Origin of the sequence: Ochrobactrum sp. WV_118_8, assembly GCF_039631535.1 — a bacterium.
Lineage (GTDB): Bacteria > Pseudomonadota > Alphaproteobacteria > Rhizobiales > Rhizobiaceae > Brucella > Brucella anthropi.
Map to the genome: position 1 here is coordinate 2,675,001 of NZ_JBDIUZ010000001.1, position 13,881 is coordinate 2,688,881.

A 13,881-nucleotide genomic window follows, 5' to 3' on the forward strand; every position below is an offset into this window, starting at 1 on the left:
GGTTCGGTCATCGGCACAGTTCCCTCTCTTTCTGTCGCGACCATCAAGGAAGCTATCGACGCTTCCGCAAAGGCTTTCCCGGCATGGGCCGCCAAGACCGCCAAGGAGCGCACAGCGATCCTGCGTAAATGGTTCGATCTCATCGTTGCCAATGCCGACGATATCGCTCTTATCATGACGTCGGAACAGGGCAAGCCGCTTGCTGAGGCACGCGGCGAAGTTCTCTATGCGGCATCATTCATCGAATGGTTCGCCGAAGAGGCAAAGCGCGTCTATGGAGACACTATCCCTGCCCCGCAGGCGGGACAGCGCCTGACGGTCATCCGCCAGCCGGTCGGCGTCACCGCTGCAATCACGCCATGGAACTTCCCGGCAGCGATGATTACCCGCAAGGCAGCCCCTGCCCTTGCGGCCGGTTGCACCATGATCGTGCGCCCCGCCGACCTCACGCCGCTGACGGCACTGGCGCTTGGCGTTCTTGCCGAAAAGGCAGGCATTCCGGCTGGCGTTCTCCAGATCGTTACCGGCAAGGCGCGTGAAATTGGTGCCGAACTGACAAGCAATGATATTGTGCGCAAGCTCTCCTTCACCGGCTCGACGGAAGTCGGACGCCTGCTGATGGCGCAATGCGCCCCGACCATCAAGCGCATCTCGCTGGAACTTGGCGGCAATGCGCCGTTCATCGTGTTCGACGATGCTGATCTGGACGCCGCCGTCGACGGTGCCATGATTTCCAAATACCGCAATGCGGGCCAGACCTGTGTCTGCGCCAACCGCATCTATGTGCAGCGCGGGATCTACGACAAGTTCGCCGAGAAGCTCGCGGCCAAGGTCAAGGAACTCAAGGTCGGCAATGGCACAGAACCGGGTGTCGTCATCGGCCCAATGATCGAACCGAAGGCCATCACCAAGGTCAAGGCACATATTGACGATGCCGTATCCAAGGGCGCGAAGCTCATCACCGGCGGTAAAGAACTGGGCGGCCTGTTCTTCGAACCGGGCGTGCTGACGGGCGTAACGCCTGACATGATCGTAGCCAAGGAAGAAACTTTCGGCCCGCTGGCCCCACTCTTCGCCTTCGACACGGAAGAAGAAGTCATCGCCATGGCCAATGATACGATCTTCGGTCTGGCGGCTTATTTCTATACGGAGAATTTCAGCCGCGCGATCCGCGTCAGCGAAGGACTGGAATACGGCATGGTTGGTCACAATACCGGGCTCATTTCCAACGAAGTCGCGCCCTTTGGCGGCGTGAAGCAGTCAGGCCTCGGTCGTGAAGGCTCCAAATACGGCATCGAGGAATATCTCGAGACCAAATATATCTGCAGCGCCTACAAGCGTTAAAAACCGCAGTTTTCCATACCGTTCCCTGGAAAGCAGTGTCAAAAAAGATGGCGCGCATTGTTCGCGCCATCTTTTTTATTTATAGACGGTGCAACTACTAATATGGCTTCCGCCAAAGATAATCCGGAAAATATATGCTGCGCCGCCTTTACGACTGGACGATTTCGCTTGCCGCAAGAAAATCCGCCGAATGGTGGCTCGCCATCATCGCCTTTGTAGAAAGCTCGGTCTTTCTTGTCCCCGCCGACGTCCTGTTTCTGCCGATGGCGCTTGCCCGCCCCGAACGCGCCTGGCGTTATGCCTTCATCGCAACAGTGGCTTCCGTCCTTGGCGGCATTGCGGGCTGGTATCTCGGCTATCATGCCTACGAGCAGATCGCCAAACCGGTACTCGAGATGTACGGCAAGCTCGACACGTTCGAGCAATTGCGCGGTACAACCAGCGCCGACACCATTCTATTGATGCTGATCACCTCCGGCCTTGCACATCTGCCGCCGATCAAGGTGGTGACGATCCTGTCCGGTGCAGCTGGCATCAATATCTGGCTCTTCATCGCATCGGCCATCGTTGCGCGCGGTGCACGTTTCTATTTTCTCGCCTGGCTGCTGCGCCGTTATGGCGAACCAATCCGCGATTTCATCGAAAAGCGCCTTGGCCTGATCGCAAGTCTCGTGGCTGTCGTCCTGATCGCGCTCTTTTTTGCTGTGAAATATCTTCACGCCTGAGCGGTTCGCCCAAACTCGGTCAAAATAAATTGCTTGGAGACAAGCAAGCAGTTTGCCTTAAGAATAAGAGAGCCTTTTCAAGGAATCCCATATGGCGTTTGCACTCAATAATCCGGTCGGCAAAACACAGGCATGGACCGCAGGCATCATGACCATCGGTCTTGCCGCAACTGTCGGCACGGCACTGGGCTTCGAGCATCTGGCTGGCTTCATGCCCTGCAAGCTCTGCCTCGAACAGCGCACGCCTTACTATATCGGCGTTCCGGTTCTGGCTGCAGCTTGGGTCTCCTACGGCCTGAAATGGCCCCCGATCCTGACGCGCGGTCTTATCCTGATCGGCGCACTCTTGATGACCTTCGGGCTGGCGCTTGCCATCTATCATACCGGCGTTGAACTGAAATACTGGCCGGGACCGGTTGATTGCAGTGCCGCGACAATGAAAGTCACGCTGGATGCAGGCAATCTCCTGAGCGACCTCAATTCGACGCGTCCGCCCGCATGCGACAGCGCGCCGGGCCACTTCCTCGGCCTGTCCTTTGCCGGATGGAACGTCGTCGCAAGCCTGCTCTTTGCAGCTATCGGCTACTACGGCGCTTTTGCGAAAAGTGGGAAGTAAAAGCGGGAAACTATAGGGATTAGGGCTCCAGTTCGACATCCCAGTATAGAAAATCGAGCCAGCTATCGTGCAGATGGTTGGGTGGGAAAAGGCGGCCGTTATTGTGCAAGTCCTGCACAGTCGGCATGGCTGGCTTCTGGCGCGGCCACATATGCGCGACGGCGGGCATCATTCCGCCCTTGCGCAGATTGCATGGTGAACAGGCGGCGACCACATTTTCCCACGTCGTCTCGCCGCCATGGCAACGCGGGGTAACGTGATCGAAGGTCAGGTCATGCGGCGAGCCGCAATACTGGCACTCGAAACGATCACGCAAAAAGACGTTGAAACGCGTGAACGCAGGATAGCGCGGCGGCTTCACATAATCCTTCAGGCAAATCACGCTCGGAACGCGCATGGAGAACGATGGTGAGGAAACGATGTGATCGTATTCCGCCACAATGTTCACGCGTTCGAGAAACACCGCCTTGATCGCATCCTGCCAGGACCAGAGCGACAGGGGATAATAGCTGAGCGGACGATAATCAGCGTTCAGAACCAGCGCGGGCAAGCCACTGGTCGAGACGGTTCTGGGCGAGACGGCAACAGTCAAGGGCGCACCTCCTTCAGAGCAACTCCGAAAAAGGGCGAAATGGCTCTCCATGCGGAATTGCGCTTTCATCGAAGCGCCGCGCGTCCATTTGGGCGCAACAACGACGCTCCAACCTTCCACGCATCGGTCCAAAAATCGAAATCGATTTTTGAAAAGCCCGATGCGTATTCTCAAATAATTAGAGCACCTTTGTGCGCCCCATAGGGCGCACGGCGCTCTAAGGACGGGACTGCAATCAGCAGAAAATCAAGCTTCCGCGAATCGAAATTCCGTCATCAGCCGATGCGGATAATGTAAGCCCGACGTGACAGGATTGTGAAGCGGAAACGCATTTATGCTTCGGGAAACACGCAAGTTTTACAGCAGCATCTATAAAAGTGGCGCCGCTTCACGTCCCTTGATCGCCGCATAATAAGCCCAGAACAATCGCGCCGCCACGCCGCGCCATGGCGCCCAGTCTTCCGTCAGCTTGCGAAGGGCAACAGCATCGGGCCGGATCTCATGGGCAAAGGCGTGGCCAACAGCCGTCTGCAACGCCACATCACCCGCCGGAAACACGTCCGGATGACCGGCAGCAAACAGAAGATAGACCTCCGCCGTCCACGGGCCGATGCCCTTGATGGCCGTCAGTGCCGCGATCGCTTCTTCGGCAGGCAGATCGCAAAGCCCATGCAGGTCGATTGCCCCTTCTGTCAAAGCTTCACTCAAGGCAAACAGCGTTCTCTGCTTGGGACGCGAGAGACCAGCAAAACGCCAAGCCTCCTCTCCGCCCGCAATATAGGTTTCGGGCGTCAGCGGATCGATGGTCTGTTTCAGCCGGGCCCAGATCGCGGCGGCACTGGCCGTCGAAACCTGTTGTGCGACAATGATGGATGCCAGACTTTCAAATCCGGGTTCGGACCGGCGCAGCGGCACCGCATGGGACCGGCTGCGAATATCGGCCAGCCGAATATCAGCGAGAACCAGAGCCTCCAGCCCCGCCTCAATATCGCTCAATGTATCGATCCGCCGCATCGCACAGCCTTTCATTCTCTCGGTGCACAACGTACCAATGGAATCAGATGACATTCAACTGACACCGGCAACTGACATTGAAAACACCATGACCGCACCTGTGTTCCGCTTTGCTCCGAGTCCCAATGGCCAGCTTCACCTTGGCCATGCCTATTCCGCTCTTCTGAACGCAGATATGGCCAAAAAGAGCAACGGGCGCTTCCTGCTGCGCATGGAAGATATCGACACAGCACGCTGTACGCCTGCGCTGGAACAAGGCATTTACGACGATCTCCGCTGGCTTGGCCTGACATGGGAAACCCCTGTGCGTCGCCAGTCGGAACATTTCGGCGAATATCGCAACGCCTTGACCAAACTTGCCGACAAGGGCCTTGTCTATCCGGCCTTCCTCAGCCGGGGCGAAGTTCGCGAGCGGATCGGCGAAGCTTTCGCCAAGGGCAAGGACTGGCCTTCCGACCCGGATGGAACACCGCTCTATCCGCAAAGCGAGCGCGATCTGACCGAAAAGGAACAAATGGAGCGTATCGCCTCGGGCATGTCCTATGCCTGGCGGCTCAATATGGAGAAAGCGCTTGGGGCGCTTGTCGCCGCAGGTGAATCATTGTTCTGGAACGAAAGCGGCGCGGGACCGGATGGCGAGACCGGTCGCGTGAACGCCGATCCAGCGCAATGGGGCGACGTGGTGATTGCCCGCAAGGACACGCCAACCAGCTATCACCTCTCCGTTGTCGTGGACGATGCCTTGCAGGGCATCACCCACGTTGTGCGCGGGCACGATCTGTTTCACGCGACATCCGTGCACCGGCTGCTGCAGAAGCTGCTCGGCCTGCCCGAGCCTCTTTATCACCATCACGATCTGGTGCTGGGCGACGACGGGATGAAACTGTCGAAAAGCCGCCAGGATACAGCGCTCGCATCATTGCGCGAACAAGGCTTTACGCCCGACGATATTCGCGCCAAGTTGTCCCTATAAAAGCTATTTTCGCCGCAGCGTCACAGATGATGTGCCCACGCACCGATTGACGAAAGCACACCAAAGCGGTTCAAAGGCAACATGATAGCTGGCACTGAAGAGTGCCGGCGGTAGATTTGTTTATTTTGAAGGAGGCATAGCCATGGTTTCTCAGAAAGCCGGTAATTACGTTGAGATAGAAGGCTTGCGCGTTGCCCCTGAACTGGTGGAATTTCTGGCCAAGGAAGCTGCTCCCGGAACCGGTGTGGAGCCGGAAAAGTTCTGGAAGGGCTTTGCCGCCATCATCCGCGATCTCGCACCGAAGAACCGCGCCCTCCTTGCCAAGCGTGACGAACTGCAGGCCAAGATCGATGCCTGGTACAAGCAGAACCGCGACGAGGGCTACAGCCAGGCGGATTACCAGCAGTTCCTGAAGGACATCGGCTATCTCCTGCCGGAAGGCGGTGAGTTCTCGGTTTCGACCACCAATGTCGATCCGGAAATCACCCATATCGCTGGCCCGCAGCTTGTCGTTCCGGTGATGAATGCCCGCTACGCGCTCAACGCCGCTAATGCGCGCTGGGGTTCGCTCTATGATGCGCTCTACGGCACCGACGCGATTTCCGATGCCGACGGCGCGGAAAAGGGCAAGGGCTACAATCCGAAGCGTGGCGAAAAGGTCATCGCCTGGGCGAAAAACTTCCTCGATGAAAGCGCGCCGCTTGCCACCGGCAACTGGGCCAATGTCGCCGGTCTCGCCGTCAAGGACGGCAAACTTGAAATCAAGCTGACCGACGGTTCGGCAACGGCGCTGAAGGATGCCAACCAGTTCAAGGGTTATAATGGCGACGCAGCCGCCCCGACCAATGTACTGCTGGCCAAGAACAACATGCATGTCGACATCGTCGTCAATGCGGACCATCCGATCGGCAAGACCGATCCGGCCCATATTGCCGATGTGGTTCTGGAATCTGCCGTCAGCACGATTCAGGATTGCGAAGATTCGATTGCTGCCGTCGATGCCGAAGACAAGGTTGCGGTTTATCGCAACTGGCTCGGCCTGATGAACGGCAAGCTGGAAGACACGTTCGAGAAGAACGGCAAGCAGATGACCCGCCGCCTCAATGGCGACCGCAGCTACAAGGCTGCGGACGGTTCCACGCTGTCGCTCAAGGGCCGCTCCCTGATGCTGGTGCGCAATGTCGGCCACCTCATGACCAATCCGGCGATCATTGATGCCGACGGCCATGAAGTGCCGGAAGGTATCATGGATGCAGCCTTCACCAGCCTGATCGCGCTGCACGATATCGGCCCCAATGGTCGCCACATGAATTCGCGCGAAGGCTCGGTCTATATCGTCAAGCCGAAGATGCACGGGCCGGAAGAAGTGGCTTTCGCCAACGAAATCTTCACCCGGACCGAAGAAATGCTCGGCATGAAGCCGAACACGCTCAAAATCGGCATCATGGACGAGGAACGCCGCACCACGGTTAACCTCAAGGAAGCGATCCGCGCTGCCAAGGAACGCGTCGTCTTCATCAATACCGGCTTCCTTGACCGCACCGGCGACGAGATCCATACCTCGATGGAAGCAGGCCCGATGATCCGCAAGGGCGATATGAAGCAGGCCGCTTGGATCGGTGCTTACGAACAGTGGAATGTCGATATCGGTCTCGAATGCGGCCTTTCCGGCCATGCGCAGATTGGCAAGGGCATGTGGGCCATGCCGGACCTGATGGCAGCCATGCTGGAACAGAAAATCGCCCATCCGAAGGCCGGAGCGAATACCGCATGGGTGCCGTCGCCGACCGCTGCCACCCTCCACGCGACCCACTATCATCAGGTGGATGTTGCTGCCGTTCAGGCAAAGCTGAAGAGCCGTCCGCGCGCCAAGCTCGACGACATTCTGTCGGTGCCGGTTGCAACCCGCCCGAACTGGACGCCGGAAGACATCCAGCACGAAATCGACAATAACGCGCAGGGCATTCTGGGTTACGTCGTACGCTGGGTCGATCAGGGCGTTGGCTGCTCGAAGGTTCCGGACATCAACAATGTCGGCCTGATGGAAGACCGCGCAACGCTGCGCATCTCCGCACAGCACATCGCCAACTGGCTCTATCATGGCGTCGTTTCGGAAGCCCAAGTGATGGAAACCATGAAGCGCATGGCAGCCGTCGTCGACAGGCAGAACGAAGGCGATGCCCTCTATCGCCCGATGGCCGCTGACTTCGACAAGTCGATTGCCTTCCAGGCCGCCTGCGATCTGGTCTTCAAGGGCCGCGAGCAGCCGAACGGCTACACCGAACCAGTCCTGCATCGCCGCCGTCTGGAGCTGAAAGCTCAAGGGTGATTCTTTTCACTTGCAAATGATCGGATACGGCGGGAGAAATCCCGCCGTTTTCTTGTTCAATAAGGTTCTGAAATGACCCTCCTCATCCGCCACGCGACGGAAACCGATCTCCCTGCCCTGCTCGCCATCTATAATGATGCAGTTCAGAACACGCTCGCCATCTGGAATGAAACGCTCGTCGATCTGGAAAACCGTCGCGAATGGCTCAAAGCCCGTAATCGCGATGGCTTTCCGGTGCTGGTTGCCGAGCGTGAAAGTCAGGTCGTTGGCTATGCGAGCTATGGCCCGTTTCGCCCGTTCGAGGGTTTCCGCCATTCCTCCGAACTTTCGATCTATGTGGCAAGCGATGCACGCGGCGGCAGCATCGGACGCGCCCTCCTGACCGAGCTTGTGGAAGAAGCGCGCGAGCGCAAGGTACATGTGCTGATTGCCGGTATCGAAGCGGGCAATGCCGCTTCCATCGCGCTGCATAAATCGCAGGGCTTTGAGGATTGCGGCACGCTGAAACAGGTCGGCCAGAAATTCGGGCGCTGGCTTGATCTTACCTTCATGCAGAAAATTCTTTGATTGAAAAAGGGCCGCTTTCGCGGCCCCTCTCATTAGTTCGGCTGTGGAACCGCAGTCCCGACCGACAGCTCCGTCAGACCGATTTCGCCTTCGACCTGATCGCTGCGGGCCATCAGGTAAAGACCAAGGCCACAGGTCAGGGCAGCGATGAACACCAGATACCAGGCGTGTGCCATCGGATTGACCGCCAGAAGCGACGTCACGATCACCGGCGTCAGACCACCAAAGACTGCATAGGAAACATTGTAGGAAAACGACAGACCCGAGAAGCGAACCGGCGCCGGGAATGCGCGTACCATCACATAAGGCACTGCACCAACCATGCCGACCGAAAGCCCCATCACCGCGTAAAGTGCAAACAGGACCGGCAGGGAAACCGCCGCATAGGTGTAGAACACGAAAGTCGCAACACCGAAGAAAATGCCTGCAACAGCAAAGAAGCGCCCGCTGCCAATGCGATCGACAATCGCGCCTGCGCTCACAGTTCCAAACATCAGGAACAGTGTGCCGAAGCTTGTGGCAGCAAGCGACTGCAAAGGCGTGTAGCCATAAAGTTTCTGCAGGAAAGTTGCGGTCATCAGCGTGGTGACCACGATGCCTGCCGACAATATCCATGTCAGCAGCACCGAAATGATAACGCCATGCATGTGGTTGCGCAGAACAGTGCCGAGCGGCAGCTTATCCTTGAGCAGATGGCTGTTCTTCATCTCGGTGAAGATCGGCGTTTCAGCCAGCCAGCGGCGCAGATAAACGGCAAACAGGCCGAAGATACCGCCAATGAAAAACGGAATGCGCCATGCATAAGCCGCCAGTTCTTCCGGCGTGAAAATCCAGTTGATGGCGGTCGCAATAAGCGAGCCGATCATGATGCCAAGCGTGAGGCCAGAGCACAGGAAACCGCACGCCATGCCGACACGATTGGCAGGCACATGCTCGGCCACGAAGGTCCATGCGCCCGGAACTTCACCGCCAATGGCGGCACCCTGCAACATGCGGAAGACGATCAGCAGGATCGGCGCGCCAACGCCCAGCGTTGCATAGGTCGGCAGGCAGGCCATGGCCAGTGTCGAGATCGACATCAGAAACACCGAGAAGGCGAAGACGCGCTTGCGGCCGAACTTGTCACCGAAATGCGCCAGTACAATGCCACCGATGGGCCGCACCAGATAACCGGCTGCGAAAATACCGAACGTCTGGATCAGCACCAGCCAGTCGGGCATATCAGGTGGAAAAAACAGATGGCCGATGACGCTCGCAAAGAACACGAAAATGATGAAATCATAAAACTCCAGCGCACCGCCAAGGGCCGAAAGGCCGAGCGTGCGGAAATCCTGCCGGTTAAGCGGACGGGGACTGTTGCTTGCGTGGAGATTCGTCGATGCCATCGATTCGATTCTTTTCTGGTGGTTTACGCAGTGGGGCCGATCTTTTCGGGTGGGTTTTAATGCGCCAATTGTGCATGCACTGCAAGGCTTGACTTCCAGATGTCGAAGCCTATTTTAGAACTATTCTAAACTTTGGATTCCCGAAATGCTCAGCCGATTCTTCCGCAACGACCGTCGCCCTTTCGATTCGCTTTCCGAACAGGAAATTCTGGCGCTTGCCATATCTTCCGAAGAGGACGATGCACGCATCTATCTCGCCTATGCCGACGGCTTGCGTGACGAGTTTCCGCAATCGGCGAAAATCTTCGAACAGATGGCGGCAGAAGAACACGGACATCGCGATGCGCTGATCGAACGCCACAAAGCCCGCTTTGGCGACCGGATTCCGCTGATCCGCCGCGAGCATGTCAGCGGCTATTACGATCGCAAGCCGGACTGGCTGGTGCGTCCGCTTGGCATCGACAAGGTGCGTGAAGCTGCATCGGAAATGGAGGAACAGGCCTATCGATTCTATGTCGAGGCGGCCAAGCGCGTCAGCGATGCAGACACCCGCAAATTGCTGGGCGACCTTGCCCAGCAGGAAAAGCAGCATGAAGCCAAGGCCGAGTCACTGGAACACACACTGACGCCGGACGATGTGCAGGATGAGGAGCGCGCCGCCGAGCGCAAGCAGTTCATCCTCACCTATGTCCAACCCGGGCTTGCTGGCCTGATGGACGGATCGGTTTCAACGCTTGCCCCGATCTTCGCCGCCGCCTTTGCGACCCAGGATACCTGGCAGACCTTTCTGGTCGGCCTGTCCGCCTCGGTCGGTGCCGGTATTTCGATGGGCTTCACCGAAGCCATCCACGATGACGGCAAGCTCTCGGGCCGAGGCTCGCCGATCAAGCGCGGCCTGTCCTGCGGCATCATGACGACGCTGGGCGGCCTTGGCCATACCCTGCCCTATCTGATCAAGGATTTCTGGACCGCCACAAGCATCGCAGCGATTCTGGTCTTCTTCGAACTCTGGGCCATCGCCTTCATCCAGAACCGCTATATGGAAACACCGTTCCTCCGCTCTGTGCTTCAGGTGGTTCTGGGCGGTGGCCTCGTGCTGGCGGCAGGTATATTGATCGGGAACGCCTAAACCGTCACAGCATCCTGCGGTCGGGAAATCGGTTCTTCGAAAGTCTCGATCGCAATGCGGCCTTGCCGGGAAACGGTGACAAAACTGTTTGCCGGCACCGCCATCCAGTTGGCGGCTTCACCGTCCAGCGGCTCCGACACCACGCATATGCCGGACGATCCGCCAAGTGTCGCGGTATAAAGCGTCGGCGCGAAAGCATCGGTGGCATAGCGGATCGCGTAAAGCTGATTCCCGTCGGAAAACGCCGCAGTCAGCCGCAGAAATGGCGGCACACCGCCGCGAACTGCTTCCTCGACAACCGTTGCCACCATGCGCTTCATGGCCAGCACTGGATCAGTGTCGAGGCCGAATTCCAGCATCAGCAGGAAGATCAGTTCCGAATCGGTTGCGCCATGCTTCTGGCCATAGACGTCGTCGCTCAGATGGCTTTCCAGCCTGCGACGCAGCCGGTCGAAATGACCGATCTGGCCGTTATGCATGAAGCTCCAGCGTCCGGAAACGAAGGGATGGCAGTTGGAACGGCTGGTCAGCCCGCCGGTCGAGGCCCGCACATGCGCAAGGAAAAGGCGCGACTGAATTTGCCGCGCAAGGCTGCGAAGATTCTGGTCGGACCATGCGGGCAGAATATCCCGATAAAGGCCCGGTTCATCGCGATTGCCATACCAGGCAACGCCGAAGCCGTCGCCATTGGTACGTGTTTTGGCTTCATGCGCATCGTGGCTTTGCGCCACGAGCGAATGGCAGGGAGACGATATGATGTCTTCCAGATAGGTTTCAGGTCCGAGATAGGCGGCCCAACGACACATTTGCGATCCGGTACTTACCGGCCCCGGTTATGCGTCCGCTCATAAAGCTGGCGAACGATTGTGCTCGCCGTCTTCTCGAACAAAAATGGCAAAATTGCATGGATCAGTGCCGCAAAGGCCGCACAAAAAAGCTTGAACGAAAAACGTCCGGCAAAGGCCATATGTTCGAAATAGGTCTCGTCAACCGACTGAGGGTGTTCGGTGAAGAGGCGCGTGATGCGAGTGGTCATTGGAAATACTCCCGTCAATGAGTAAGTTGTTCCCGTTATACGGCGCATATCGCGCCTTTCTGGAAAATCATTCTAGCAAATGCATCTGAGATGAAATCTCAAAATATCCTTGATAATTACTATCTATTGGGACAATCATCCCATCATGAAACCATCACTGGACGAAATTGATCGAAGAATCCTGGATCAGCTGCAAATCGATGGCACCCTGTCCGTTGATTCTCTCTCCGAGCGGGTACACTTATCGCGCAATGCCTGCTGGCGCCGGGTCAAGCGCATGGAGGATGAGGGGATCATCAAGGCGCGCGTCGCTTTGGTCGATGCCGAGATGGCCGGTTGCGGCCTGTCCGTCTTCATTCTCGTACGCACGTCGAGCCACGATCCCGACTGGCTGACGAAATTTCGCGGTGCCATGGGGCGCTTTCCGGAGATCGTCGGAGTTTATCGCATGACCGGCGATCTGGACTACGTGCTTAAGGCGCGTGTTTCCGACGTCAAGGCCTATGACCGGCTTTATCAGCGACTGATTGCCAGCGTTCCCCTGTCAGATGTTTCGGCTTCATTCGTCATGGAAGAGATCAAGGAAACGACCGCCGTGCCGTTGGAGCGGGATTAAATCCCTCGCGGAGGGCAACTCATCGTGTAAAAGCATGATCCTGTGCCGCACTATCATTGCAAAACAGCAAATAGACGGTACACCTTTCATTGGTTTTCACGTATGAGCGTCGCCAATTTAGAGCGCATCCTGAAAAGTGTGAAACGGTTTCAGACAAGATGCGCGATGAAACAATGTTCCGCAAGAAAGGCCCCCTCATGACCGTAGCATCCGCACAAGCGCCAACGCTCGGCATCATCCGCCTCGAACATGCGAAAGGCCTCGAACTCCCGGCCTATGAGACAACGGGTTCGGCTGGCATGGACCTGCGGGCAGCCGTTGCCGAAGATCGCCAGATCGTTCTCCTGCCGGGACGTCGCACGCTGGTGCCGACAGGGCTGATCTTCGAAATTCCCGAAGGTTTTGAAGTGCAGATTCGTCCGCGCTCGGGCCTTGCCTTCAAGAACGGCATCACCTGCCTCAATACGCCCGGCACCATCGATTCCGATTATCGTGGCGAGGTGAAGGTTCTTCTCATCAATCTGGGCGATGACGATTTCCGCATCGAACGCGGTATGCGTATTGCACAGGCTGTTTTCGCACCAGTCGTCCAGCCGAAGATTGAAGAGCGCGCCCAAGTAACCGAGACGGCGCGCGGCGCTGGCGGCTTCGGTTCGACCGGCACGGCATAAACGGACAAATCGCACGAAAAAGCCCGGCTCAGCCGGGCTTTTTTATTGCCGATTTCTTATTGCGTCAGAGCCGCGCGCTGGCAAAGTACGCCAGTAACCTGAACGTCGGCTTGTCCAATCTTGACCCCGAGCATATCCAGCACCCCGAAAAGCAGGCCATCCACCACCGGGCCCAAAGGCGTTAGCAAGGTGCCTAGGAGCTGGGTAAGCCCACTCAAGGGCAGAGGCAAAGGCAGCAATCCTATCAAAACGACCTCGAGATCAAGCCCCTTTACCAGCCCGACAAAAAGCGACCCCACGAGCTGGTTGGTCCCCACGGTTTTGATCCGTTTGGCGGCAATATCGGCAGGAGTAAAGGTCACAATTTCCTGCTTAGGATTGCCAAGCGGCAATTCAACACGTCCGCGAAGCTCGGCTATGTCCAGAGGTCCCAATTTCACTACGGCGATCGCCGTCTTCTTGACGGTCGGCGTTTTGCTGAAATTCTTCATCAAATCGATATCGGTATCGCCAAGATAGACACCGGCCACGCCCGGTTTAACACCAAGTTTTACCGTGGCACTTCCGGGTCCCTGCGGGCAGCTTATACTTTTGAGTTCGGCTTCACCGCTCGCCACGTCAATAAAGATCGGCACGTGAACATTGGCCAGATAGGAAACAATACCGTTATTGCCGACCTCAAGTTCCAGAAGCAGGCGTATCTGTGCAGTGCGGACCAAAGCACCTACCCCTCCAACAGTGAAGAACGGGGTCTTTTGTGCTGGCTCTCCAACGGCAATGTCCAGTTTAAGCGTAAGCACACCAGGCAAGCTTAGCCCAGGACCAAGCTTGATTTGATTGTTTCCCCCCAACATTGCCGCTGCGGTTATCATCTGCAGCACGTT

15 protein-coding genes (1 of these 15 cut by a window edge) are annotated in these 13,881 nt (G+C 57.3%); 9 read left to right on the forward strand and 6 right to left on the reverse strand.

Features of this window, described 5'->3' with window-relative positions:
- The 3 genes from ABDF71_RS13000 to ABDF71_RS13010 form a co-directional block, all read left to right on the forward strand.
- On the forward strand, positions 1–1,344 hold the 3' portion of the coding sequence (locus tag ABDF71_RS13000; RefSeq protein ID WP_010661317.1) for an NAD-dependent succinate-semialdehyde dehydrogenase. Its footprint begins 108 nt before the window's first position; 1,344 of the gene's 1,452 nt are visible here — the last part of the coding sequence; its start codon lies beyond the left edge, outside the window; the stop codon is at positions 1,342–1,344.
- Positions 1,345–1,478: 134 nt separating this feature from the next.
- Positions 1,479–2,069, forward strand: coding sequence for a YqaA family protein (locus tag ABDF71_RS13005; protein ID WP_010661318.1), 591 nt, complete (start codon positions 1,479–1,481; stop codon positions 2,067–2,069).
- A 91-nt stretch (positions 2,070–2,160) separates the two neighbouring features.
- Positions 2,161–2,685 (forward strand): disulfide bond formation protein B, encoded by a 525-nt coding sequence (locus tag ABDF71_RS13010; protein WP_012091378.1) that lies wholly within the window; start codon positions 2,161–2,163, stop codon positions 2,683–2,685.
- A gap of 19 nt (positions 2,686–2,704) precedes the next feature.
- Here the strand turns inward: ABDF71_RS13010 and ABDF71_RS13015 are convergent, their stop codons facing one another.
- The gene (locus ABDF71_RS13015) at positions 2,705–3,277 is read right to left on the reverse strand and encodes an HNH endonuclease (RefSeq protein ID WP_010661320.1); all 573 of its coding nucleotides are present in this window, start codon (positions 3,275–3,277) and stop codon (positions 2,705–2,707) included.
- 369 nt (positions 3,278–3,646) lie between these two features.
- The gene (locus tag ABDF71_RS13020) at positions 3,647–4,291 is read right to left on the reverse strand and encodes a DNA-3-methyladenine glycosylase family protein (protein ID WP_500061669.1); all 645 of its coding nucleotides are present in this window, start codon (positions 4,289–4,291) and stop codon (positions 3,647–3,649) included.
- Positions 4,292–4,379: 88 nt separating this feature from the next.
- Here ABDF71_RS13020 and gluQRS point away from each other — a divergent pair, with 88 nt between their 5' ends.
- From gluQRS to ABDF71_RS13035, 3 genes are all read left to right on the forward strand, one after another.
- The gene (gene gluQRS, locus ABDF71_RS13025; RefSeq protein ID WP_010661322.1) at positions 4,380–5,264 is read left to right on the forward strand and encodes a tRNA glutamyl-Q(34) synthetase GluQRS; all 885 of its coding nucleotides are present in this window, start codon (positions 4,380–4,382) and stop codon (positions 5,262–5,264) included.
- A gap of 142 nt (positions 5,265–5,406) precedes the next feature.
- Complete coding sequence (locus tag ABDF71_RS13030; RefSeq protein WP_500061609.1) at positions 5,407–7,593, forward strand: malate synthase G; 2,187 nt, start codon at positions 5,407–5,409, stop codon at positions 7,591–7,593.
- Between the two features lie 72 nt (positions 7,594–7,665).
- Positions 7,666–8,160, forward strand: a complete 495-nt coding sequence (locus tag ABDF71_RS13035; RefSeq protein ID WP_151664480.1) for a GNAT family N-acetyltransferase — start codon at positions 7,666–7,668, stop codon at positions 8,158–8,160.
- Between the two features lie 32 nt (positions 8,161–8,192).
- Here ABDF71_RS13035 and ABDF71_RS13040 read toward each other — a convergent pair whose 3' ends face one another.
- A complete protein-coding gene (locus ABDF71_RS13040; protein ID WP_151616393.1) occupies positions 8,193–9,545 on the reverse strand; it encodes an MFS transporter in 1,353 nt (450 codons plus the stop codon).
- Between the two features lie 145 nt (positions 9,546–9,690).
- Here ABDF71_RS13040 and mbfA point away from each other — a divergent pair, with 145 nt between their 5' ends.
- Complete coding sequence (gene mbfA / locus ABDF71_RS13045) at positions 9,691–10,674, forward strand: iron exporter MbfA (protein ID WP_010661326.1); 984 nt, start codon at positions 9,691–9,693, stop codon at positions 10,672–10,674.
- Here mbfA and ABDF71_RS13050 read toward each other — a convergent pair.
- Positions 10,671–11,480: a class II glutamine amidotransferase gene (locus ABDF71_RS13050; protein ID WP_010661327.1), complete on the reverse strand. Its 810-nt coding sequence runs from the start codon at positions 11,478–11,480 to the stop codon at positions 10,671–10,673. The two genes, mbfA and ABDF71_RS13050, sit on opposite strands and share 4 nt — an antisense overlap.
- A gap of 14 nt (positions 11,481–11,494) precedes the next feature.
- A complete protein-coding gene (locus ABDF71_RS13055) occupies positions 11,495–11,710 on the reverse strand; it encodes a DUF6356 family protein (RefSeq protein ID WP_006473246.1) in 216 nt (71 codons plus the stop codon).
- Between the two features lie 145 nt (positions 11,711–11,855).
- Between ABDF71_RS13055 and ABDF71_RS13060 the strand changes: the two genes are divergently transcribed.
- Both ABDF71_RS13060 and dut read left to right on the forward strand, forming a co-directional pair.
- Positions 11,856–12,326, forward strand: coding sequence for an Lrp/AsnC family transcriptional regulator (locus ABDF71_RS13060; RefSeq protein ID WP_010661328.1), 471 nt, complete (start codon positions 11,856–11,858; stop codon positions 12,324–12,326).
- Between the two features lie 197 nt (positions 12,327–12,523).
- A complete protein-coding gene (dut, locus tag ABDF71_RS13065; protein ID WP_010661329.1) occupies positions 12,524–12,997 on the forward strand; it encodes a dUTP diphosphatase in 474 nt (157 codons plus the stop codon).
- Positions 12,998–13,053: 56 nt separating this feature from the next.
- Here dut and ABDF71_RS13070 read toward each other — a convergent pair whose 3' ends face one another.
- On the reverse strand, positions 13,054–13,869 hold the full coding sequence (locus ABDF71_RS13070; protein WP_235918697.1) for a Tad domain-containing protein: 816 nt from the start codon (positions 13,867–13,869) through the stop codon (positions 13,054–13,056).
- Positions 13,870–13,881 lie beyond the last annotated feature (12 nt).